A 23,043-nucleotide genomic window follows, 5' to 3' on the forward strand; every position below is an offset into this window, starting at 1 on the left:
GGTCTCGCCTAGCGCCTCGCCCGGCTCGACCACCCGTGGGTCAGGAGTAGGTGGCCCTGACCTCGTCGGCGGCGGGCAGCGACTGGCACGCCAGGCGGATGCCGTCGGCGAGATCCTCGTCGTCGAGCACGTCGTTGTTGACCATCTTCACCTCACCCGAGAGCAGCCGGACGGCGCACGCCGAGCACTCGCCCTCGCGACACGAGAAGGGGGCGTCGACGCCCTTGGACTCCAAGAAGTCGAGCATCCGGGTCTCGGCGTCCCAGTCGTCGAAGCGGTGCGTCTGGCCGTCGAGCTCGACCTCGAGCACGGTGTGGGCACCCGAGGATGCCGGCGCGGCGCCGTCGGCGACCTCGACGCCCTCGGCCACCTCGATCTCGTGCTCGGCCTCGGCCTGCTCGATCGCGTCGCCGAACGGATTGCCGCCCAGGGAGACGAACTTCTCCTGGTGCCGGCGTGCCCGCGGGAAGTCCAGCTCCCGCAGGGCGGTGGTGGCGAGCTTCATGAACGGCGCCGGGCCGCAGACGAACGCGTCCCACTCGAGTCGATCGACGGCGAGAGCCTTCAGTTGCTCGCCCGTGGGCAGGCCCTGCACCGACTCCAGCCAGTGGATGACCTGGAGCCGATCGGGGTGCGCTGCGGCGAGCTCGGAGAGCTCACGGGCGAAGATCACGGAGCGCTCGTCGCGGTTGGCGTAGAAGAGCACGATGCGCCCCGAGCCCTCGGCGAGTGCGGTGCGCACGATCGACATCATCGGCGTGATGCCACTGCCGCCGCCGTAGAGGAGCAGATCGGCGTCGAGCGAGGCCGGGGTGAAGATGCCGGACGGCGGCAGCACCCTGATCGTCTCGCCCGCGACGAGGTGGTCGTTGACCCAGTTCGAGGCGTAGCCACCGTCGGTGCGTTTGACGGTGACCGTGAGCGGTCCACCGTCGTGCGGGCTGGAGGACAGCGAGTAGCACCGCGCGGCGACGCCGTCCCGGTCGCTCGGCACAGCGAGGGTGAGGAACTGGCCGGGCCGGTAGCGGAACGCCTCCCCGGCGCCCTCGGGCACGGCGAAGGAGACGGAGCGCGCGTCGGGGGTCTCGTCGACGACGTCGACCACCTCGACGACGTAGGAGTCCTGCTGGGTGCTCATCGAATGCTCAGTATCCGTCCTCTGCTCCGATCGGGAGCCGCCCCTCGCGGGCGGCCTCCTCGATGCTCGCGGTCATCCGGGGGCAGGCGTGGTGCGCCAGCCGCCCATCCTTGCTGCTCGCGCGCCGACGACTCAGGTCGGGGCAGTGCTCCATGGCCTCGCGGCTCCACTGCACCGAGGTGTGGTGGTCGCTGTTCTTCTTCACCCCGACCCGGGCCAGGCAGTCCAGGCAGCTGACCTGGGTCAGGCGCGCTTCGGTGTAGAGGCGCTGGTCCTCGAGCGTCTCGTCGCTCGTGGGCACGAAGGAGGCCATGGCTCAGGTGCCCGTCATGACGGCCGGATCGGCGTCGCCCCTCGTGGTGTCGCCCTGCTCCACGGAGTCGCGCCGGGCGAGATTGTCGGCGACCTCCTCCTGCCAGAACTCGTTGGCCTTGGTCGTGTCGACCTCGAACTCGAACCGGTCGACCATCTCCGAGGCGATGTCGGCGACGTCGACGTAGAACTGCTCGTACCAGCGACGCAGCTGGTAGACGGGTCCGTCGTCCTCGCACAGCAGCGGGTTCTGCACCGGCACCTTGTTCTGCCAGATGTGTACGTCTTGCAAGAAGCCCTCGCCGAACATGTCGGCGTACTTGGACCCGATGAACTCGGCAGTCTCGTCGTCCATCCCCTCCGGCTTGCGCACGATGATGCCGTAGTTGAGCGAGAAGGAGTCGGGGCCGGTGGGGAGGTGGGTGTTGAACAGCACCACCTCGGTCTCGAACCCCTTGTAGTCGGTCCAGAGCCAGTTGATCATGTACGACGGGCCGTAGTAGGTGGCCTCGGACTTCAAGAACAGCTGGTCGGTGCCGTAGCCGCCGGACACGTCGGGCCGCCCCTTCGACTCCATGTACTGGGTCGCCGTGGTGGCCTCGAAGACGTTGCGGAAGCTGGTCGGGAAGGCGAAGTGCACGTAGTAGAAGTGCGCCATGTCGACCACGTTGTCGATCAGCTCACGGCAGTTCGACCCCTCGATCGGCACGCTCTTCCAGACCCAGTTCGTGAACTCGTTGTCGGCGAGACCCTCGATCTCGGGCGGCAGGATGTCGTGGTCGGGCGCCGAGCCCTCGGGGTCGTGCCAGCAGAGCAGCTGCTGGTTCACCACGGTGGTGGCGTAGCGCTGCGTGCGGGCGCGGAGCGGAACGCGGCGCGTGTAGGGGATCTGCTGACACTTGCCGTCGCCACCCCAGCGCCAGTCGTGGAACGGGCAGGCCACCTCGTCGCCCTTCACGGTGCCCTGGGTCAAGTCGCCACCCATGTGCCGGCAGTAGCCGTCGAGCACCTGGAGGTCGCCTCGGCTGTCGGCCCACACGACGAGCTTGGTACCGAAGGCATGGACGGCGTGGGGCTTGCCGTCGGCGAAGTCGCGCGCCAACCCCAGGCAATGCCAGCCTCGGGCATAGCGCTGCGGCGCGATGCCGCGATCGAGCTCGCGGGCCGTGGTGGTGCCGCTCATGCGGGCCTCCTCGTCAGACGGTGGACCAAAACGAGAACAGGTTATAGTTTTCGGGGACGGAGGGCCACCTTCTCGAGGTGTGGCGCTCGCCCTCGATCCCCTCCATCATCGTCGATCGGAGCACGCATGCACCTGGGCCTGAGTCCTGAACAGAACGCGCTGCGCCAGGAGTTGCGCGAGTACTTCTCTGCCCTGGTGACACCCGAGGTGCGGGCCGGCCTGGCCGCCTCGACCGGCGAGTTCGGCGAGGCAGGCGTCTACAAGGGCGTCATCAAGCAGCTCGGCAGCGACGGGTGGCTCGGCATCGGCTGGCCCACGGAGTACGGCGGCCAGGACCGCTCGATGGTCGACCAGCTGATCTTCACCGACGTGGCCGCCGACCACGGCGTGCCGATCCCCTATCTCACGCTCAACACCGTGGGATCCACCATCATGCGCTACGGCACCGATGCGCAGAAGGAGTTCTTCCTCCCCAGGATCCTCGCCGGCGACCTGCACTTCTCGATCGGCTACTCCGAGCCCGGCTCGGGCACCGACCTGGCGTCGCTGCGGACCAAGGCGACGCGTGAGGGCGACGAGTGGGTCATCAACGGTCAGAAGATGTGGACCTCGCTCATCCAGTACGCCGACTGGATCTGGCTGGCCTGCCGCACCGACCCCGACCTGCCCCGGCACAAGGGCCTCTCGATGATCCTGGTGCCCGCCGATGCCGACGGCTTCTCCTACACCCCGGTGCACACCGTGGCCGGGGTCGGCACGTCGGCGACCTACTACGACGACGTCCGGGTGCCGGCGTCGAACCTGGTCGGCGAGCTCAACGGCGGCTGGTCGCTGATGACCAACCAGCTCAACCACGAGCGGGTGGCGCTCACCTCCTCGGCGCCGCTCGTGCAGTCGCTGGGGCTCGTGCGCGAGTGGGCCCAACAGACCAAGGATCCCGACGGCGGCCGCGTCATCGACCGTGAGTGGGTGCAGCTCGCGCTCGGGCGCGCCCAGGCCCGGGTCCGGATGCTCACGCTGGTGAACTGGAAGCTCGCCTCCGACGCCGACCTCGGTGTCGACCTCTCGCCGGCCGAGGCCTCGGCCACCAAGATCTACGGCTCCGAGCTCGCCACGGAGGTCTACCGATCCCTCATGGAGATCGTCGGACCGCACGCCGGGCTGGGCGTCGACTCCCCCGACGCCGTGGTCGCCGGACGACTCGAGCGGATGTACCGCTCGGCGCTGGTGATGACCTTCGGCGGCGGCACCAACGAGATCCAGCGCGACATCATCGGCTACGTGGGCCTCGGCCTGCCGGCGGCCAAGCGGTAGTCGCGGACACCAGGAGAGACCGACATGGACTTCACCTTCACCTCCGAGCAGGACGACGCCGCGTCACTGGCCGCGCAGATCCTCGGCGACCGCGTGACCCTCGAGCGGCACCAGGCGCTCGAGGCCGGCGGCGACCGGTTCGACGCCGACCTGTGGGCCTCGCTCGGCGAGGCCGGACTCCTCTCGCTCGTGGTGCCGGAGGCGCACGACGGCGCAGGGCTCGACCTGATCACCCTGGCCCGCGTGGTGGTCGAGGCCGGCCGGGTGCTCGCCCCCGTGCCGCTGGTCACCCACGGTGCTGCCACCCTGCTGCTGGGCGAGGCCGGCTCCGCGGAGCAGCGCGCCGCGTGGCTCGCCGGCGCGGGGACCGGCCAGCGGCTGCTCACCGTGGCGGTCTCCGAGGAGCGCGCACACCTGCCGGAGTCACCCGTCACCCGGGCCGTGGCCGCGCGTGACGGCTTTCGCGTCACCGGTTCCAAGTCCCTCGTGCGCGCCGGTTCGCACGCCGCGGCCCACCTCGTGACGGCCTCGACCGACGAGGGCACGGCGGTCCTCCTGGTCCGAGCCGACGCCCCTGGCGTCACCGCCACCACCATGCGCACCAGCGACGGCGACACGGTGGTGCGCCTCGAACTCGACTCCGCCCCGGCCGAGCTCGTCGGCGTGGCCGACGGGTCGACGGCCACGCGACTGGGTCAGCTGGTCACCGTGCTCGAGTGCGCCGAGCTGCTCGGCGTCACCGAGGGGGCGCTGGCGCTGACGGCCGCGTACGCCAGAACCCGCGAGCAGTTCGGTCGCCCGATCGGCACCTTCCAGGCCGTCTCCCAGCGGTTGGCCGACGGCTACATCGACGTGCTGGGCCAGCGGCTGACCCTGTGGTCCGCCGCGTGGCACCTCACCGAGCACGATCCCGCCGCCCCGATCGAGGTGGCCACCGCCAAGCTGTGGGCCGCCGACGCGGCGCACCGCCTGGCGCACACCACCGTGCACGTGCACGGGGGGGTCGGCATCGACCTCGAGGGTGAGGCGCACCGCTTCTTCACCACCGCCAAGCGGTTCGAGTTCGCCTACGGCTCGGCGACCGAGCAGGCGCTGGCGGTCGGGCGCGTGCTCGCCAACGAGCCTGCATGAGCACTGCTCCGACCGTCCGAGATCTCCTGCTCGGCCTCGGTGCCGCAGGCCACGACGGCCTGCGGCACGACTCCGGTACCTGCTCGTGGGCCCAGGTCGTCCAGGAGGGGGCCGACCGTGCTGCCGCCCTGCGCACCCTTCTCGACGACGACCTCCCACCGCACGTGGGCGTGCTGCTCGACAACGTCCCCGACTTCCTACTCACCCTCGGCGCCGCTGCCCTCGGCGGACTCGTCGTGGTCGGGCTCAACCCGACCCGCCGTGGTCCTGCACTGGCCGGCGACGCCCGGCGCACCGACTGCCAGGTGGTGCTCACCGACACGGCCCACCGACCCCTGCTCGAGGACCTGGACGGCGTCCGGGTGCTGTGCGTCGACGGGCCCGAGTGGCGCGACCTGCTCGCGCGCCACGCCGGCTCCTCCGTCCCCGACGTCGGCATCGGCCCCGACACGCTGCTGATGCTCATCTTCACCTCCGGCACCTCCGGCGATCCCAAGGCGGTGCGTGTGACCCACGCCAAGGTCGCCGGACCCGGCGTCATGCTGGGTGAGCGGTTCGGCCTCGGCCACGACGACGTCGCCTACCTCTCCATGCCGTTGTTCCATTCCAACGCCGTCATGGCCGGGTGGGCCCCGGCGCTCGCCCAGGGCGCGACCGTGGCGCTGGCGCGGTTCAGCGCGTCGGGTTTCATCGCCGACGCGCGTCGCTTCGAGGCGACGTACGCGAACTACGTCGGGAAGCCGCTGAGCTATGTGCTGGCCACGCCCGAGCAGCCCGACGACGCCGACAACCCGCTGCGACTGCTGTTCGGCAACGAGGCGAACGACCGGGCGATCGAGGAGTTCTCGCGTCGCTTCGGCTGCACGGTCGTCGACTCCTACTCCTCGACCGAGAACGCCGTCATCGTGCAGCGTCTCCCCGACATGCCGGCGGGCTCGCTCGGGCGGCCGCTGCCCGGCATCAAGGTGCTCGATCCCGAGACCGGCATCGAGGTACCCGATGCGCGCATCGATGCCGCCGGTCGGGTGCTGAACCCCGACGAGGCCACCGGCGAGCTGGTCAACACCGAGGGTGCCGGCGCCTTCGCCGGCTACTACAACGACCCGGACGCCGAGGCCGAGCGCATGCGCGACGGCATGTACTGGTCGGGCGACCTCGCCTACCGCGACGCCGACGGCTGGGTCTACTTCGCCGGCCGTAGCGCGGACTGGATGCGCGTGGACGGCGAGAACCTCGCAGCCGCCCCCCTGGAGCGCATCTGGCTGCGGCACCCGCGAGTGCAGCAGGTGGCCGTGTACGCCGTCCCGGACCCAGGGCCGCACGGCGTGGGCGACCAGGTGATGGCGGCCCTGCTCCTCGACGGCGACCCCGGCGACCCCGGCGACCCCGGCGACCTGAGTTCCTTCCTCGATGCCCAGCGCGACCTGCCGACCAAGGGCCGGCCGCGCTGGATCCGGCTGCTGGCCGATCTCGACGAGCTTCCGCGCACGGCCACCACGAAGATCCTCAAACGTGACCTCATCGCCCAGGGAGTGACACCCGGCCGCGGGCGACTCCTCGAACGCGAGGAGCGCGGCACCGACTACGAAACGACGACCGGAGAGCAGGGAACATGGCGGTAGAGACGGTGCAGCAGCAGCTGCGCGGACTACGCGAGGTCGACACCCCGGCGGTGTACACGACACAACGCACGCTGACCTGGCGCGAGCACCTCGACGAGGCCTCTGCCGAGGCAGCCGTTCTCGTCGCCCACGCCGCTCCCGATCGGGTGCTGCACGTCGCGACGCTGATGGGCAACCACGCCAGCATGCTGCGTGCCATGGCGGCGGCGGGCCTGGGTGGCTACGTGCTCTGCGGCATCAACACGACTCGTCGCGGCGAGGGCCTGCGCACCGACATCCACCGCTCGGAGGCGCAGGTGCTCCTGGTCGACGACCAGCACGCCCCGCTGCTCGAGGGCCTCGACCTCGGTGACGTCCGCGTCATCCGGGCGGAGTCGGCCGAGTGGGAGACCGAGCGCGCCGCGGCCGGTCCGCTCACCCCGCACCGCGAGGCCGAGATGATGGACACCTTCATGCTGGTGTTCACCAGCGGCACCAGCGGGGATCCCAAGCCGGTTCAGGTCTCCCACCTCCAGGTGCTGTTCTCCGGCACGCACCTCGTCGACCGGTACTCGATCACGCCGGACGACGTCTGCTACGTCGCGATGCCGCTGTTCCACTCCAACGCGCTCGTGGCCGGGTGGGCGGTGGCCGTCTTCGGTGGTGCCGCGATGGTCCCGACCCAGTTCAGCGCATCGCGCTTCCTCGCCGACGTGCGGCGCTTCGGCGTGACGTACATGAACTACGTCGGCAAGCCGCTGGCCTACGTGCTCGGCACCCCCGAGCAGCCCGACGACGCCGACAACACCCTGCGCGTCGCCTTCGGCAACGAGGCGAGCGACCACGACATCGACGAGTTCATGCGCCGTTTCGACTGCGAGGTCTGGGACGGCTTCGGCTCCACGGAGATGGCGATCATCATCATCCGCGAGCCCGGCACCCCCCGCGGCTCCATCGGCAAGGGCCTCGACGACAACGTGGCGATCTACCACTCCGAGACGGTCACCGAGTGCGAGGTGGCCCGCTTCGACGAGAACGGCGCGCTCGTCAACGCCGAGGCCGCCACCGGCGAGCTGGTCAACACCCAAGGTGGCGGCTACTTCCAGGGCTACTTCAACGACGAGAAGGCCAACTCCGACCGCATGCGCCACGGCATGTACTGGTCCGGCGACCTCGCCTACCGCGACGCCGAGGGGTGGATCTACCTCGCCGGCCGCACCGCGGACTGGATGCGCGTCGACGGCGAGAACCTCGCCGCGGCACCCATCGAGCGGATCCTCCAGCGGATGCCGCAGCTGAACCGGGTCGCCGTCTACGCGGTGAAGGACGAGCGCGTCGGCGACCAGGTCATGGCGGCCATCGTGCTCGACGACGACGCCGCGCTCGCACCGGAGGATCTGGAGGCCTTCCTCGCAGCCCAGCCCGACCTCTCTCCCAAGGCGTGGCCCCGGTTCGTGCGCATCGCCCCGGACCTGCCGAGCACCGCGACCAACAAGGTGCTCAAGCGCGAGCTGATGGCGCAGGGCCCGACCGCGGGCACGGGCCTGCTGTGGGTGCGTGAGGAGCGCGGCCGGGCCTACTCCCTCGCCTGAGCCACTGGCCGAGAGGACGGCTAACGCAGCAGCTTCGCGACGCCGTTGGTCAGCTTGACGTTGTAGAAGCCGGAGTTGGCGTCGGTGTACCAGACCTGCCCGCGCTTGCGGTCGTAGGCCGGGGCCGACATCGCGTAGGCACCGCCGTCCGAGACCGGCTTGGGCGTGGAACCGGGCACCATCGGCTGGTTGAAGTACGCCACCTCGCGTGGGTGGTGCACGTCGCGGATGTCGATCAGGCGCAGGCCCGAGAGGATCATCGAGCACCCGGCCACCTTCGGACGCCGATGGGTCGGCAGCGAGCAGTAGTGACCTGCGTAGCCCTGGGCCGGTGAGGCAGCGCCGGGATCGTTCTTCTGGGCTCCGGTGCGCCGCTGGGTCTCGTGCACCTGGAGGTGGATGTCGGAGACCACCTTCGGACGGTGGGCGTCGGTGACGTCGATGATCCGCGCGACCCCGACCGCCGACCCCGGATACTGCGCGATGCCGGTGAGCTCGAAGAAGTCGACGAACTCGTCGATCTCGAAGACGTAGTCGCGACCGCCGCGCTTGAAGGGCTCCGCCACCTGCGGGATGGAGTGGTTCGGCCACGTCAGCTTGGAGAGCACCGTGGGCTCGGCGCCGGGCACCCGGGCCTGCACATCGGAGACGTCGAGGATCGCGAGGCCCCCGTCGGCGACACCGGTCGGGCCGGGCTCGCCGATGTGGGCCGCGTAGAGGGTGTTCCCATCGGGCGAGAGCCGTAGCCCGTGGTAGTTCACGCCCGCCTGCGCGAACAGCACCTGGGGCGTGGTCGGGTCGCTCAGGTCGATGCCGACCAGCGTCGCCACGGTGCTGGCCGTGTAGAACGTCTTGCCGTCGCGGCTCCAACCGCTCTCGTGCCCCAAGAGCGCCGACGGCGTGGATGAAAGCAGCTCCGGGTGCCGGCAGTCCTGGCGGAGGTCGTAGACGTCGAGGATGCCCGGTGCCGTGGCCGGGTTGCCCAGGGTGCCCGCCAGCAGGCCTCTCCGGCGGTTCACGAGCAGCGACTCGTGCGGGCTGAGCATGGCCGGTGACGTCAGCGTCGCGGTCTGACGAGGCCGTCGAGGGTGGGTCATGTCGAGCACGATGACGCCCTGACCGGTGGTCAGGTTGCCGACGACATCGGTCGGGAAGAGCAGCGTGGAGTCGTAGTAGGCGCACGTGCGGCCCGCGGCGTCGGTGTAGCGCTGCACCTTGAAGCCACCCGTGCTGCCGTGATGCGCGAGCTGGCGGGTGTTGCAGGTGTAGCCCTTCGCCGCACGTCCGGTGTCGTAGTCGCGCTGGGGAACCCTGCCCTGGATCGACGTCTCGGGGCGCGACCCCGGCCCGCAGTGCGCCCGGGGCACAGCCGTGCCCGGACCCGACGGATCGGTGCCGGCGACACTGGTGGTGCCACCCAGGCTCATCGCTCCGGCCACGAGCGCCCCCGCGGCCAGCAGGGTCAGGGTCAGGCGACGCGCTCCGGGGCGCGCTGTGATGCTGCTCACAGGCGGCAGGCTACGCACTCCCATGCCGACGCGGGAGTCACCCGCTGATCTTGCCGAGCGCGTTCACGGTGGCCTCGAACTCCGAGACCAGGTCGGCCATGACGTCGGCGACGGGACGCACCTCGTTCATCCGTCCGACGATCTGGCCGACCGGCATCGAGATCACGTCAGGGTCGCCGCTGGCGTTGATGCGGTTGTGCGCGTCCGCGACGAGCAGGTTCTGCAGCGGCATCGGCAAAGGCTCCGGAGCGCCGTCCTCGGCCCAGGCCTGCGTCCATTTGGTCTTGAGCAGACGCGCGGGCTTGCCCGTGTAGACCCGGGTGCGCACCGTGTCGGCCGAGGTGGCGCGCAGGAACGCGGTCTCCCAGCCCTGGTTGTTGGAGAGGTTGCGGTACTCCTCGGTGCCGAGCCAGATCGATCCGGTCCACACCCCCTGAGAGCCGAGCGCCAGCGACGCCGCCACCTGGCGCCCCGACCCGATGCCGCCCGCGCCCAGCACGGGGACGTCAGGGCCGACGGCGTCGACGATGTCGGGGGTGAGCACCATGCTGGCGATCTCGCCGGTGTGCCCGCCCGCCTCGTAGCCCTGGGCGATGATGATGTCGACGCCGTTGGCCACGTGGCTGCGGGCGTGCTTCGGTGCCCCCGCCAGCGCACCGACCTTGAGGCCGCCTGCGTGGCACTGCTCGATCACGTCGACCGGCGGCGAGCCCAGCGCGTTGGCGATGAAGACGGGGCGGTGCTGGAGGGCTACGTCGACGTGCGAACGCGCCATCGAGTGCAGCCAGCCGAGCACGCCCTCGCGGCCCTCGCCCTCGGGCAGAGGCGGAACCCCCAGCTTCTGGAGGGTCTCGTCGACGAACCGCTTGTGCTCGTCGGGAATGTAGGACGAGAGGTCGGTCGAGGTGCCCTCGGTGGGGATCTTCATCGGCATGACGACATCGACGCCGTACGGCTTGCCGTCGGTGTTCTCGTCCATCCACGTGAGAACCCGCTCCAGCTCCTCGGTGTCGTTGAACCGCACGCAGCCGAGCACGCCGAGACCGCCGGCCCGCGAGACTGCGGCCGCCACGTGCTCGGACGGGGTGAAGGCGAAGATCGGGTGGTCGATACCGAACTCGTCGCAGAGGGGGGTACGCATCAGACGGTGCTCTCCAGGCTAGTCAGGGCGGCTTCACGGGCTTGGGCATATTGCGCCTTGCCGGTGGCATTGCGCGGGATCTGGGGCACGACGGTCAGCGTGCGGGGCAACTTGTAGCCGGAGAGGTGTGCGCGCAGGAACTCCCGCAGCTCCTCGAGCTCGACGGCCTCCCCCTCCCGCAGCTCGACGACGGCCGCGACCGCCTGGCCGTAGGTCTCGTCGGGCAGACCCACGACGAGGCAGTCGTAGACGGCCGGATGGCGCTTGATCGCCATCTCGACCTCCTCGGGGAAGACCTTCTCCCCACCGGTGTTCACACAGTTCGAGCCGCGGCCCAGCATCGTCACCCGGCCCTCGGTCTCGATGCGCGCCATGTCACCGGGGATCGAGTACCGCTCCCCGTCGATCTCGACGAAGGTGGCCGCGGACTTCACCTCGTCCTTGTAGTAGCCGACGGGCACGTGGCCGCCGCGGGCGAGCCGGCCGATCATGCCGACGTCTCGCGTGACGTCGAGCGGGCGGTTGGCGTCGTCGAGCACCAGCATGTGGGGGCCGAGGTTCACGATCGGGCCGTCGGACCCGATCTGGCCCGCCGCCTGGATGCCGGTGCCTTGGAAGCCGGTCTCCGAGGCGCCGATGGAGTCGGTGAAGATCGCGTGGGGAAAGGCGCTCATCCACCGCTCCTTGACGGCCGGGCTGAAGAGGGCGCCGCTGCTGGAGATCGCGAACAGCGAGGAGCCGTCGTAGGGAGCCCCCGAGGCGGCCTGGCGCTCGTACTCCTCGATCAGCGGCCGCCCGAGCGCGTCACCGGTGAAGAAGATCATCTGCACGTTCTCGCGCTCGATGAGCTCCCAGGTGCGCGCGGGGTCGAAGCGGGGCTCGAGGATCGTCGCGTGGCCGGCGAAGAGGTGCATCATCAGGCTGGCCTGGGCGGCACCGTGCATGAGCGGGGTCATCGGGAACGTGCTCATGCGACCCGGCAGCGCCGCCTGCTCGGCCTGGGCGCCCTCGACCACCGGCTCGCCGGTCATGAAGTCGATGCCGCCGCACAGCACGCGCCAGAAGTCCTCCTGTCGCCACATGACGCCCTTGGGGAAGCCCGTGGTGCCGCCGGTGTAGATGATGTAGAGGTCGTCGGGGCTGCGCTGGGCGAAGTCTCGCGCGTCGCTCTCGCCGGCGAGCGCGTCGTCCCAGAGCACGCCGTCGAACGAGGAGATGTCGGGTTCGGGCCCCTCACCGGGGATCGAGTCGGGCATCACCACGACGTGGTGGAGCTTGTCGTGCCTCGGGAAGGTCGTGGCCACCAGCGGGGCGTAGGTGCGCTCGGCCAGCAGGCAGGTGACGTCGGCGTTCTCGAAGAGGTAGTCGAGCTCGCCCTCGACATAGCGGTAGTTCACGTTGACGTTGACTGCGCGGATCTTGCAGATCGCGAGGATCGACACGGCGTACTCGATGCTGTTCTTGGAGTACACGGCGACGTGGTCGCCGGGCTGCACGCCCGCACCCTGGAGATGATGGGCGAGCCGGTTGGACTCGCGTTCCAGGTCACCCAGCGTGACGCGCCGATCGCCCATGATCAGGGCCAGGGCGTCGGGGGCGGCATCGACGGCGTGCTCGAAGAGATCAGCGATGTTGTGGGCCACGGCTGCGAGACTAGAACACGTTCTCGTTTTGGTCCAGGGTGCCTCGCCGGTGGTAGTTGAGCCGTGAGGAGCGCCAGCGACGAGCGCGTCGAAACCCGGCGACTGTGAAAGCAGCGCTGCTTCCACCTCACCGGGTTTCGACACGGTCTCGGCTAGCGCCTCGACCGACTCAACCACCGGCAGCCGCGCCTCAGCCGACGGCGCGGTCGCCGGTCCAGAAGCGAGCCCGCAGCGCCTTCTTGTCGGGCTTGCCGAGACCGGTGAGCGGCAGCGCGTCGGTGGCGATGACCTGCTTGGGCGACTGCACCGAGCCCTTCTTCTCCTTGACCATCTGCTGGATCTCGGCGATGACCTCGTCGGTGAGCTCCTGGCCCGCGCGCATGACCACGATGGCAGTGACGGACTCCCCGAACTTCTCGTGCGGGGTGCCGATCACGCCGACCTGGGCGATGGCGGGGTGCTGCGCGACGACGTCCTCGACCTCGCGCGGGAACACGTTGAAGCCGCCCGTGACGATCATGTCCTTGGTGCGGTCGACGATGTACCAGAAGCCGTCGGCGTCCTCGCGGGCGATGTCGCCGGTGTGCATCCACCCGTCGCGGAAGGTCTCGGCCGTGGGCTCGGGCAGGTTCCAGTAGCCGCCGGCCAGCAGCGGCCCGGCCACGCAGATCTCACCCGGCTCTCCCACGGCCACGCGGTGGCCGTCCTCGTCGAGCAGCGCCGTCCGCACGAAGGCCGAGGGCCGACCGCACGACGCCAGCCGCTCGTCGCCACCGCCGACGTGGTCCTTCTTGGCGAAGTAGGCGATCGCCATCGGCGCCTCGGACTGACCGTAGTACTGCGCGAAGATCGGCCCGAACCGCTCGATCGCCTCCTTGAGCCGCACCGGGTTGATGGCCGAGGCGCCGTAGTAGACGGTCTCGAGGCTGGAGAGGTCGCGCGTCGTGGAGTCCGGGTGGTCCATGAGGGCGTAGAGCATCGAGGGCACCAGCATGGTGGCGGTGATCTGCTGCTCCTCGATGGTGCGCAGCACCTCGGCGGGGTCGAACTTCGGCAGCACGAACAGCGAGCCGCCCTTGATCACGGTCGGGGCGAAGAACGCGGCCCCCGCGTGCGAGAGCGGCGTGCACATGAGGAAGCGCGGCTCCTCGGGCCACTCCCACTCCGCGAGTTGCACCTGGGTCATCGTGTTCATCGCCTGCGCGGTGCCGATGACGCCCTTGGGCTTGCCGGTGGTGCCGCCGGTGTAGGTGATCGACACGATGTGGTCGGGCGGCAAGACGACGGCCTCGAGCGGCTGCGGCTCGAACTCGGCCGCCTTGGCGTCGAGGTCGACGGCCACGTGGGCAAGCGCGTCGGGCACGGGTCCGATGGTGAGGACCTGGGTCAGCTTCGGGCACTTCTCGAGCAGGCCGAGAGCCCGCTCCACGAACATCGGGTTCGGGTCGATCGTGAGCGCCGTGATCTCGGCGTCGTTGATCACGTAGGCGTGGTCGTCGAGCGAGCCGAGCGGGTGCAGCGAGGTGCGCCGGTACCCCTGGGTCTGGCCCGCTCCGAGGATGTAGAGCACCTCGGGGCGGTTGAGCGCCAGCAGCGCCCCCGACGTGCCGCGGCCGGCGCCGAGAGCCTCGAAGGCCTGCACGTACTGGCTGATCCGCTCGGCGGTCTGGCCGCCGGTGAGCGTGGTGTCGCCGAGAAACATCACGGGCTTGTCGCGGTGTCGTCGCAGCGCGGCCGCCATGAGGTGGCCGTTGTGGGTGCCGGTGCGCATGTCATCGCTCATGAGGTCGACACTAGACCCACGACTAGAACGTGTTCCAGTTTTCTGCGCGAGTCAGGCGTGTGCCGAGGTTCCGCCGTCGTCCGACGCCGCCCACGAGGGCACGATGAAGACGCCCGCGGCGCGCACGCACACGGCGTCCACGGTCCCGATGGTGGCGTCGACGAGAACCTTGCGCCCCTCCTCGCCCGTGATCCAGCCCTCCAACACGACCTCACCCAAAGGCGTCGGCGCCTCGTAGCGACCCGACAGCGTGCCGGTGAGCGTGACCCGCGTGTTGCCGGCGCTGGCGACCTCGCCCATGAGGTGGTCGAGCAGGAGCATGGTGACTCCCCCGTGCACCAGGCCCGGCGGACCCTCGTACGCCGCGCCGAGGTTCAGCTGCGCGCGCAGACCACCGCCGTCGCGAGGCACCAGGTCGAGAGGCGGCGCGATCGCGTTGGCCCTCCCGACCACGGCGTTGCCCCAGTTCCAGGCGTGGAACTCGTCGTTGTAGCGCACCCCGAAGGGCCCCGGCGTCTGCTGGACGCGCAGTCGCGCGGTGAGGTCTCGGACACCGCGCTCGACATCGGCGATCTCGGTGTCGGCGACCGTGGAGCGGATCGTGGCGTCGACGAGGTCGCGCACCGCCTCGGCCAGGCCGACCCGGACGGCCTCGTGCTCGTGGACCTCGGCCGTCGGAGTGGGGTCTGGTCGGAACATCTCCATGCCCACGAAGCCCGCTGCACCGGGCGCCTGCCCGCTCACGCCAACAGCTCGGCGATCCGGCGCACCTCGTCGCCACTGGCGAGGCTGACCATCAGCGTGGTCACACCGGTCTCCTCCCACGCGGCTACGGTGTCGACGACCTCGGCGGCGGTGCCGATGATGTGCATGTCGCTCACCAGCTCATCGGGGATCAGCGCGGTCGCCTCGGCCTTCTTGCCCTCGAGGTAGAGCTGCTGCACCCTCGCCGAGAGCTCCTCGTAGCCCATGCGCACGAACACCTGGTTGTGGAAGTTCATCTCGGCGGCGCCCATGCCGCCCATGTAGAGCGCGACGACGGGCTTCATGCCGTCGATGACGCGCTGCCTCTCCTCGGCGTCGGCCACGATCTGGAGGTGGCAGGTGGCCGCGATCTCGAAGTCCTCGCGCGTGCGCCGGGCGCCGGGTCGGGCGAATCCCTCGTCGAGCCATGGCTGGTACATGCCGGCCGACTTGGGCGTGTAGAAGATCGGGATCCAGCCGTCGGCGATCTCGGCGGTCTGGGCCACGTTCTTAGGCCCCTCGGCGCCGAGCCAGATCGGGATGTCGGAACGCAGCGGGTGCGTGATCGGCTTCAGCGGCTTGCCGAGACCCAGCGACCCCTCACCGGAGAACGGCAGCGGGTAGTGCACGCCGTCGTTGGTGACCGGCCCCTCGCGGCGCAGCACCTGGCGGATGATGTCGACGACCTCGCGCGTGCGGGCCAGCGGCTTGCCGAACGGCTGGCCGTACCAGCCCTCGACCACCTGGGGGCCGCTCACGCCCATGCCCAGCACCATGCGTCCGCCGGAGAGATGGTCGAGGGTCAGCGCGTGCATCGCGATGGAGGTCGGAGTGCGGCCCGACATCTGCACGATCGAGGTGCCCAGCCGCACGCGCTCGGTCTCGCGGCCCCACCACGCCAACGGCGTGAACGCATCGGACCCCCACGCCTCGGCCGTGAAGATCGCGTCGAAGCCCGACTCGTCGGCGGCTGCGACGAGCTCGGCGTGGTTCGTGGGCGGCTGCGCCTGCCAGTACCCCAGCTGGAGTCCAAGTTTCATGGGGACACCCTGCCAGAGGCTTGCTTGTGTGTAGAACACGTTCTAGTTTCTGGGCATGGCAACCCTCCAGTCACCCGTGCGGGTGGCGTTCGACTACACCCGGTCCACCGGCCCCGTGGTGGGCCGGTTCTTCGCGGGCCTGCGCGACGGCGTCGTCGTCGCCGGGCGCACCAGCGACGGTGCGATCGTCGTCCCGCCCCCGGAGTTCGATCCCGTCACGCTCGAGCCGACCACCGACTTCGTCGAGGTCGCCGACGTCGGCACCGTGACGTCGTGGACCTGGGTGCCCGAGCCGGTGGAGGGCCAGCCGCTCGACCGCCCCTTCGCGTTCGCGCTCGTCACGCTGGACGGCGCGACGGCGCCGCTGCTGCACGCGCTCGACGTCGCCTCCCCCGACGAGGTCTCGACCGGCATGCGGGTGCGCATCCGGTGGGCGGCCGAGCGCACGGGCGCCATCACCGACATCGCCTGCTTCGAGCCGGCGCCCGAGAGCGAGCCCGCCGAGGTGACCCTCGCGCCGGCCGGTGCAGTCGACCCCGTCACCGGCATCGTCGTCCCGGTCGAACTCGACTACGTCTACGCCGCCAGCGAGTCGGAGTCCGCGTTCTTCCGTGGCCTCGCGGAGGGCAAGCTGATCGGCCAGCGCTGCCCGAGCTGCGGCAAGGTCTACATCCCGCCACGCAACGCCTGCCCGTCGGACGGCTCCCCCACCCAGGAGGAGATCGAGCTGTCGGAGACCGGCACGGTGACCACGTTCTGCATCGTCAACGTGCCGTTCCTGGGCCAGAAGATCGCCCCGCCCTACGTGTCGGCCTACATCCTGCTCGACGGCGCCGACATCGCCCTGCTGCACCTGATCCTCGACATCCCCGCCGAGGAGGTCCGCATGGGTATGCGGGTCAAGGCCGTCTGGAAGCCGCGGGAGGAGTGGGGCACCTCGGTGGAGAACATCAGCCACTTCGCACCCACCGACGAGCCCGACGCCGACTTCGACACCTACCAGCACCACCTCTGAGGAGCCACCACATGCGTGACGTCGCCGTCGTCGGGTTCGCCCAGCGGCAGATGGAGAAGTTCGAGGGGTCACCCACGTGCACCGAGTTGCTGGTGCCCCTCTTCGGCGAGTGCTACGAGCAGACCGGCTGGACCCGACGCGACGTCGGCTTCTGGTGCTCGGGCTCCTCGGACTACCTGGCCGGCCGCTCGTTCTCGTTCGTGCAGGCCGTCGACGCCATCGGCGTGATCCCGCCGGTCAACGAGTCGCACGTCGAGATGGACCTCGCCTGGGCGATGTACGAGGCCTGGCTGAAGATCCAGACCGGAGAGGTCGACACCGCACTGGTCTACGCGTTCGGCAAGAGCTCCGCGGGCACGCTGCGCCGCACGCTCTCGCTCCAACTCGAGCCCTACACGATGACGCCGATCTGGCCCGACACCGTGTCGTTGGCCGGGCTCCAGGCCCGCGCGGGCATCGACGCCGGCGCCTGGGACGAGCAGGCGATGGCCCAGGTCGTCGCCCGCTCGATGAAGGACGCCGAGGGCAACGAGCACGCGATCCGCAAGGGTGCGTCGTCCGTCGACGAACTGTTGGCCAAGCCGGTGTACGCCGACCCGCTGCGCAAGCACGACTGCGCCCCCGTGACCGACGGCGCCGCCGCGATCGTGCTGGCGGCCGACGACAAGGCGCGCGACGTGCGCGACCGGCCCGCCTGGCTGACCGGCATCAGCACCTACATCGATCCGATGAGCCTGGGCACCCGCGACCTCACCCGCAGCCCGTCGACCGCGCGTTGCGCCGAGAGGCTCGACCTCGCCGGCGTCGACACCGCCGAGCTGCACGCGCCGTTCAGCCACCAAGAGCTCGTGCTGCGCCGTGAGCTGGGCCTGGCCGACGACGTCCGCGTCAACCCGTCGGGGGGCCCCTTGTCGGGCAACCCGATGTTCGCCGCCGGCGGCATCCGGGTGGGCGAGGCGGCATCCCGCATCTGGGCCGGCGAGTCCGACAAGGCGGTGGGCCATGCGACCAGCGGCCCCGCCTTGCAGCAGAACATCGTGTGCACCCTGGAAGGACGCAACTGATGGCGCACCACAAGCAGCTCGCCGCCGTGGTCGGCATGGGTCAGACCCACCACCGGGCCAAGCGCGAAGACGTCTCGATGGCCGGGATGTGCCGCGAGGCGATCGATCGGGCGCTCGCCGACGCCGACATGTCGATGGCAGACATCGACGCCGTCGTGGTCGGCAAGGCGCCGGACCTCTTCGAGGGCGTGATGATGCCCGAGCTCTTCCTCGCCGAGTCGCTCGGCGCCGCGGGCAAGCCGCTCATCCGCGTGCACACCGCTGGCTCCGTGGGCGGCTCGACCGCCATCGTCGCCTCGACTCTGGTCTCCTCCGGCGTGCACGAGCGCGTGCTCACGGTGGCCTTCGAGAAGCAGTCCGAGTCCAACGCGATGTGGGCGCTCTCGGTCCCGGTGCCGTTCACCATGCCGGTGCACGCCGGCGCCGGCGGCTACTTCGCACCGCACGTGCGCTCCTACATCCGTAAGGCCGAGGCGCCCAACCACATCGGCGCCATCGTCGCGGCCAAGGACCGCACGAACGCCCTGAAGAACCCCTACGCCCACCTGCGCGAGGCCAAGACCGTCGACGACGTGCTCGCCTCGCAGATGCTGTGGGATCCCATCCGCTACGACGAGACGTGCCCCTCCTCGGACGGCGCCTGCGCGCTGGTGATCGGCAGCGAGGACGTCGCCAAGGCCTCGCCGAACCCGGCCTGGATCCACGGCACCGCGATGCGCTCGGAGGCCACGTCGGCGGCCGAGCGCAACCAGGTCAACCCGCAGGCACAGCGCGACGCGGTGGCCTACCTCTACCGCCAAGCCGGCATCACCAGCCCGATCGACGACATCGATGTCGCCGAGGTCTACGTGCCGTTCTCGTGGTTCGAGCCGATGTGGGTCGAGGCGCTCGGGTTCGCCGAGGAGTTGAACGGTTGGAGGCTCACCGAGGCCGGCGAGACGAACATCGGCGGCAAGATCCCCGTCAACCCCTCCGGCGGCGTCATGTCGTCGAATCCGATCGGCGCCTCCGGCATGCTGCGCTTCGGCGAGGCCGCTCTCCAGGTGCGCGGCGCCGCCGGGGAGCACCAGATCGACGGTGCGAAGCGAGCACTGGGCCACGCCTACGGCGGCGGCTCGCAGTTCTTCGCGCTCTGGGTCGTGGGCTCGCAGAAGCCGACCAGCTGACCTCCTTCTGCTCGGTCGCCGCAGTAGGCTCACGACATGGGAGACCTGCTGGCACTGCGTCCTGACCGTGCGGAGCCGTTGTGGCGCGAGGCGGTGGGAGCCGAGGTGCGGCGCGAGCGCCTCGACCAGCAGCGCACGCTGGCCGATGTCGCCGGCGAGGCCGGAGTGTCGGTGCAGTACCTCTCCGAGGTCGAGCGTGGCCTGAAGGAGCCCTCCTCCGAGATCCTCCGGGCCGTGGGCGGCGCCCTCGGTCTCGGCCTGGTCGACCTCACCTCACGCGTCGCCCGCTCCGTGACCTCACGGCCTGCCGGACCGGTCGCCCTGGCCGCCTGAGGTCTCCAGCACGCGGTCGGCCAGTCCGTAGGCCACCGCCTGGTCGGCGGTGAGGATGAGATCCCGCTCGGTGTCCTCGCGCAGTCGCTGCACCGACTGCGCGGTGTGGCGGGCCAGGATCTGCTCCATCTCCGCACGCAGCCGCACGATCTCGGCCGCCTGCACGGCCAGGTCCGGCAGCGCACCCTGGCCGCCACCGTGCGGCTGGTGCAGCACCACCCGAGAGCGTGGCAGCACCGTGCGGTGCCCCGCCTCTCCCCCGGCCAGCAGCACGGCCGCCGACGACGCCGCCTGCCCGACGCACGTCGTCCGTACCGGGCTGGCGACGAACTGCATCGTGTCGTAGACCGCGAGCATGGCCGTCACGCTGCCGCCGGGTGAGTTCAGGTACAGCTCGATCGGACTCTCCGGAGCCTCCGAGGTCAGGTGCAGCAACTGGGCGATGACGACGTTCGCCACACCGTCGTCGATCTCGGTGCCGAGGTAGACGATGCGGTCCGAGAGCAGCCGGCTGTAGACGTCGACCGCGCGCTCGCCGTTGCGGGTGCGCTCGATCACCGACGGGATCGTGTACTGGCTCATCGCGCACCGCCCGTCGTCGCGAAGGCCGCGGCCGAGCGACCCGGCACGAGCACGCGGACGTCGTCGAGCACCGCGTCGGCGAACCCGTACTCGATCGCCTCGTGGGCGGTGAACCAGCGGTCGCGCAGCGCGTCGTGGGTGACCTGCTCGACGGGTCTGCCGGTCTGCTCCGCGATGAGGCGCATCAGCACCTGCTTGGTGTGCTCGAGGTTCTCGGCCTGGATCTCGATGTCGATGGCGGCGCCGCCGATGCCTGCGGAGCCCTGGTGCATGAGCACCCGGCTGTGCGCCATGACGTAGCGCTTGCCCGGGGTTCCCGCCGACAGCAGGAACTGGCCCATGCTGGCAGCCAGGCCGAGGGCGACGGTGGCGACGTCGTTGGGCACGAGTCGCATCGTGTCGTGCACCGCCAGCCCGGCCGAGACCGAGCCGCCGGGTGAGTTGATGAGCAGCGTGACGTCGCGCTCGGTGTCCTCCGCGGCCAGGACCAGCAGCTGGTTGACCAGCCGCTGGGCGATGTCGTCGTCGACCTCCTGAGCCAGCACCAGCACGCGCTGGTGGAGCAGTCGGCCGAGCAGGTGGTCGTCGTGGGGTGTGGGTGCATGGGAACGGGTCATGGGCCGAGCCAAGCCCGGCGCAGGGCCCGGCTCCAGCGCATCTGCTCACGGCGGATCTGCCGCCGGCAGAACGGGTGGCTAGGGTCGAGTCATGATCGAGCTCCGGACCCCGACCCAGATCGACCAGATGCGCCCGGCCGGACGCTTCGTCGCGGACGTCATCACGGCCCTCGGCGAGAAGGCTGACGTCGGTGTGAACCTGCTCGAGCTCGACGCCCTGGCTCACCAGATGATCCGAGAGCGTGGGGCCGAGTCGTGCTACATCGACTATCACCCGAGCTTCGGCGCCTCCCCCTTCGGCAAGGTGCTCTGCACGTCGGTCAACGACGCCGTGCTGCACGGCCTGCCGCACGACTACGTGCTCGCCGACGGCGACCTGCTCTCGGTCGACTTCGCGTGCAGCGTCGACGGCTGGGTGTCGGACTCGGCGCTCAGCGTCGTCGTCGGGTCGCCTCGCGAGGAGGATCTGCGCCTCATCGAGACCACCGACCGAGCGCTGGCCGCGGGCATCGCGGCCGCTCGCGGTGGCAACCGGCTCGGCGACATCTCGGCCGCCATCGCCGAGGTGGCGCGGGCGGCGGGCCTCACCATCAACACCCAGTTCGGGGGTCACGGGGTCGGCCGCACCATGCATGGCGATCCGCACGTGCCGAACGACGGGCGACCGGGCCGCGGCCTGAAACTGCGACCTGGTCTGGTCATCGCCATCGAGCCGTGGTTCCTGCACACCACCGACGAGATCTACACCGACGACGACGGCTGGACGATCCGCAGCGCCGACGGCTCGCGTGGGGCCCACATGGAGCACACGATCGCGGTCACCGACGGTGATCCCATCGTGCTCACCGCACGGAGCTAGGGGTGGATGCTGCCCGGCTCGGGGGTCAGCGGTAGCCCACCTCGAGGCGCTTGATGCCGTGGATCCATGCGTGCCGTAGCCGCTCGGGGTCACTGATCGGGTGGATGTCCGGAGCGAGGTCGGCAAGCACGTCGAAGATGATGCGGATCTCCTGGCGTGCCAGGTTGGCGCCCAGGCAGTAGTGCGCGCCGTGCCCGCCGAACCCCAGGTGCGGGTTGGGGTCGCGGGTGATGTCGAAGGTGAAGGGGTTCTCGAACACCTCGGCATCGAAGTTGCCGCTGGCGTAGAACAGTGCGGCTCGCTGGCCCTTCGCGACCGGCACGCCGGAGATCTCGGTGTCCTCGAGCGCGGTGCGCTGGAAGACCGCCACCGGACTCGACCAGCGCACGACCTCGTCGACCATGGTCGCGGGGCGCTCCTTCTTCCACAGCTCCCACTGCTCGGGGTTGTCGAAGAACGCCTGCATGCCGTGGGTGATGGCGTTGCGCGTGGTCTCGTTGCCGGCCACGGCCAGCAGGATCACGAAGAACCCGAACTCGTCGTCGGTGAGGCCGCGGTCGCCCTTGTGGGCGTTGATGAGCTTGGTGACGATGTCGTCGCGCGGGTTCGCCTTGCGGTCCGCGGCCATCATCATGGCGTAGGAGAGGATCTCGACCGAGGCGGTCTCGGGATCGCCGTCGAACTCGGGGTCGTCGTAGGCCAGCATCTGGTTGGACCAGTCGAACAGCTTGAAGCGGTCCTCCTGCGGCACGCCGATCAGGTCGGCGATGGCCTGGAGCGGCAGCTCCGCCGCCACCTGCTGGACGAAGTCGCCCCGCCCGGAGGTCAGTGCGTCCTGCACGATGGTGTGGGCCCGCTGCACCATGACCTCCTCCAACTCGTTGACGGAGCGGGGCGTGAAGCCACGGCCGATGATGCCGCGCTGCTGCGTGTGACCGGGGGCGTCCTGGTTGATCAGGATCGCGCGCTGGAGTTCGACCTGGGCGCGCTCCATGCCCTCCTTGAACCGGATGATGGCGCCGTTCTCCTCCGTCGACCACACGCGCTTGGTGTCCTTGGAGATCGCGGCGATGTCGGCATGTCGAGTCACCGCGAAGTAGCCCGAGCCGGACGCGGCCGACATGCCGTCGTAGGCGCCCTGCTCCTGCTCGACCCAATGCACCGGCGCCGTCGCGCGCGCCGCCTCGAACTGCTCGTGCGGGATGCCGTCGAGCATCAGGTCGGGGGTCGTGAAGTCGATACCGGTCGGGCTCTGGGGGACGGCGGTGCTGGTCACG

At 70.1% G+C, this 23,043-nt stretch carries 21 protein-coding genes; 9 read left to right on the forward strand and 12 right to left on the reverse strand.

What is annotated here, in order from left to right; genetic code table 11:
• Positions 1-40: 40 nt before the first annotated feature.
• From ISG29_RS21610 to ISG29_RS10180, 3 genes are read right to left on the reverse strand one after another with little or no spacing between them, the layout of a single operon-like run.
• Positions 41-1,138, reverse strand: a complete 1,098-nt coding sequence (locus tag ISG29_RS21610; protein WP_194503317.1) for a ferredoxin--NADP reductase — start codon at positions 1,136-1,138, stop codon at positions 41-43.
• A 7-nt stretch (positions 1,139-1,145) separates the two neighbouring features.
• On the reverse strand, positions 1,146-1,451 hold the full coding sequence (locus tag ISG29_RS10175) for a hypothetical protein (RefSeq protein ID WP_194503318.1): 306 nt from the start codon (positions 1,449-1,451) through the stop codon (positions 1,146-1,148).
• Between the two features lie 3 nt (positions 1,452-1,454).
• Complete coding sequence (locus tag ISG29_RS10180) at positions 1,455-2,633, reverse strand: Rieske 2Fe-2S domain-containing protein (RefSeq protein ID WP_194503319.1); 1,179 nt, start codon at positions 2,631-2,633, stop codon at positions 1,455-1,457.
• A 126-nt stretch (positions 2,634-2,759) separates the two neighbouring features.
• Here ISG29_RS10180 and ISG29_RS10185 point away from each other — a divergent pair, with 126 nt between their 5' ends.
• The 4 genes from ISG29_RS10185 to fadD1 are packed head-to-tail and all read left to right on the forward strand — an operon-like array spanning position 2,760 to position 8,271.
• A complete protein-coding gene (locus tag ISG29_RS10185) occupies positions 2,760-3,947 on the forward strand; it encodes an acyl-CoA dehydrogenase family protein (RefSeq protein ID WP_194503320.1) in 1,188 nt (395 codons plus the stop codon).
• A gap of 24 nt (positions 3,948-3,971) precedes the next feature.
• Positions 3,972-5,078 (forward strand): acyl-CoA dehydrogenase family protein, encoded by a 1,107-nt coding sequence (locus ISG29_RS10190; protein ID WP_194503321.1) that lies wholly within the window; start codon positions 3,972-3,974, stop codon positions 5,076-5,078.
• Positions 5,075-6,700 (forward strand): long-chain-fatty-acid--CoA ligase, encoded by a 1,626-nt coding sequence (locus ISG29_RS10195; RefSeq protein ID WP_194503322.1) that lies wholly within the window; start codon positions 5,075-5,077, stop codon positions 6,698-6,700. Before ISG29_RS10190 ends, ISG29_RS10195 begins: the two co-directional genes overlap by 4 nt.
• A complete protein-coding gene (gene fadD1, locus ISG29_RS10200) occupies positions 6,691-8,271 on the forward strand; it encodes a fatty-acid--CoA ligase FadD1 (protein ID WP_194503323.1) in 1,581 nt (526 codons plus the stop codon). The genes ISG29_RS10195 and fadD1 overlap by 10 nt, the downstream gene beginning before the upstream one ends.
• Before the next feature lie 20 nt (positions 8,272-8,291).
• On the opposite strand, the gene ISG29_RS10205 is transcribed toward fadD1, so the two are convergent.
• From ISG29_RS10205 to ISG29_RS10230, 6 genes are all read right to left on the reverse strand, one after another.
• Entirely contained in the window at positions 8,292-9,779 is a 1,488-nt protein-coding gene (locus ISG29_RS10205) for an LVIVD repeat-containing protein (protein ID WP_207792981.1), read from the reverse strand.
• Between the two features lie 37 nt (positions 9,780-9,816).
• A complete protein-coding gene (locus ISG29_RS10210; RefSeq protein WP_194503324.1) occupies positions 9,817-10,920 on the reverse strand; it encodes an NAD(P)H-dependent flavin oxidoreductase in 1,104 nt (367 codons plus the stop codon).
• The gene (locus ISG29_RS10215; RefSeq protein WP_194503325.1) at positions 10,920-12,563 is read right to left on the reverse strand and encodes an acyl-CoA synthetase; all 1,644 of its coding nucleotides are present in this window, start codon (positions 12,561-12,563) and stop codon (positions 10,920-10,922) included. Before ISG29_RS10215 ends, ISG29_RS10210 begins: the two co-directional genes overlap by 1 nt.
• A gap of 190 nt (positions 12,564-12,753) precedes the next feature.
• A complete protein-coding gene (gene fadD8, locus ISG29_RS10220; protein ID WP_194503326.1) occupies positions 12,754-14,346 on the reverse strand; it encodes a fatty-acid--CoA ligase FadD8 in 1,593 nt (530 codons plus the stop codon).
• A gap of 51 nt (positions 14,347-14,397) precedes the next feature.
• Entirely contained in the window at positions 14,398-15,090 is a 693-nt protein-coding gene (locus tag ISG29_RS21290) for a PaaI family thioesterase (protein ID WP_194503327.1), read from the reverse strand.
• A complete protein-coding gene (locus ISG29_RS10230) occupies positions 15,087-16,130 on the reverse strand; it encodes an LLM class F420-dependent oxidoreductase (protein WP_194503328.1) in 1,044 nt (347 codons plus the stop codon). The genes ISG29_RS21290 and ISG29_RS10230 overlap by 4 nt, the downstream gene beginning before the upstream one ends.
• A 55-nt stretch (positions 16,131-16,185) precedes the next feature.
• On the opposite strand from ISG29_RS10230, the gene ISG29_RS10235 reads away from it, so the two are divergent.
• Genes ISG29_RS10235 through ISG29_RS10250 form a run of 4 tightly spaced genes read left to right on the forward strand, consistent with a single transcriptional unit; the run spans position 16,186 to position 19,708 of the window.
• On the forward strand, positions 16,186-17,145 hold the full coding sequence (locus tag ISG29_RS10235) for a Zn-ribbon domain-containing OB-fold protein (RefSeq protein WP_194503329.1): 960 nt from the start codon (positions 16,186-16,188) through the stop codon (positions 17,143-17,145).
• An 11-nt stretch (positions 17,146-17,156) separates the two neighbouring features.
• Positions 17,157-18,209 carry a thiolase domain-containing protein gene (locus ISG29_RS10240; protein WP_194503330.1) on the forward strand — a complete coding sequence of 351 codons (1,053 nt, stop codon included), beginning with the start codon at positions 17,157-17,159 and terminating at the stop codon, positions 18,207-18,209.
• Positions 18,209-19,375 carry a thiolase domain-containing protein gene (locus tag ISG29_RS10245; RefSeq protein ID WP_194503331.1) on the forward strand — a complete coding sequence of 389 codons (1,167 nt, stop codon included), beginning with the start codon at positions 18,209-18,211 and terminating at the stop codon, positions 19,373-19,375. The genes ISG29_RS10240 and ISG29_RS10245 overlap by 1 nt, the downstream gene beginning before the upstream one ends.
• A 36-nt stretch (positions 19,376-19,411) precedes the next feature.
• Positions 19,412-19,708 (forward strand): helix-turn-helix domain-containing protein, encoded by a 297-nt coding sequence (locus ISG29_RS10250; RefSeq protein WP_194503332.1) that lies wholly within the window; start codon positions 19,412-19,414, stop codon positions 19,706-19,708.
• On the opposite strand, the gene ISG29_RS10255 is transcribed toward ISG29_RS10250, so the two are convergent.
• Together ISG29_RS10255 and ISG29_RS10260 are read right to left on the reverse strand one after the other, a co-directional pair.
• Entirely contained in the window at positions 19,673-20,290 is a 618-nt protein-coding gene (locus ISG29_RS10255) for a ClpP family protease (RefSeq protein WP_194503333.1), read from the reverse strand. The two genes, ISG29_RS10250 and ISG29_RS10255, sit on opposite strands and share 36 nt — an antisense overlap.
• On the reverse strand, positions 20,287-20,907 hold the full coding sequence (locus tag ISG29_RS10260; protein WP_194503334.1) for a ClpP family protease: 621 nt from the start codon (positions 20,905-20,907) through the stop codon (positions 20,287-20,289). The genes ISG29_RS10255 and ISG29_RS10260 overlap by 4 nt, the downstream gene beginning before the upstream one ends.
• 91 nt (positions 20,908-20,998) lie before the next feature.
• Here ISG29_RS10260 and map point away from each other — a divergent pair, with 91 nt between their 5' ends.
• Positions 20,999-21,766 carry a type I methionyl aminopeptidase gene (map, locus tag ISG29_RS10265; RefSeq protein WP_194503335.1) on the forward strand — a complete coding sequence of 256 codons (768 nt, stop codon included), beginning with the start codon at positions 20,999-21,001 and terminating at the stop codon, positions 21,764-21,766.
• Between the two features lie 25 nt (positions 21,767-21,791).
• Here the strand turns inward: map and ISG29_RS10270 are convergent, their stop codons facing one another.
• Complete coding sequence (locus ISG29_RS10270; protein ID WP_328828713.1) at positions 21,792-23,042, reverse strand: cytochrome P450; 1,251 nt, start codon at positions 23,040-23,042, stop codon at positions 21,792-21,794.
• Position 23,043 lies beyond the last annotated feature (1 nt).

Origin of the sequence: Nocardioides acrostichi (genome assembly GCF_015319165.1) — a bacterium.
Classification (GTDB): Bacteria; Actinomycetota; Actinomycetes; order Propionibacteriales; family Nocardioidaceae; genus Nocardioides; species Nocardioides acrostichi.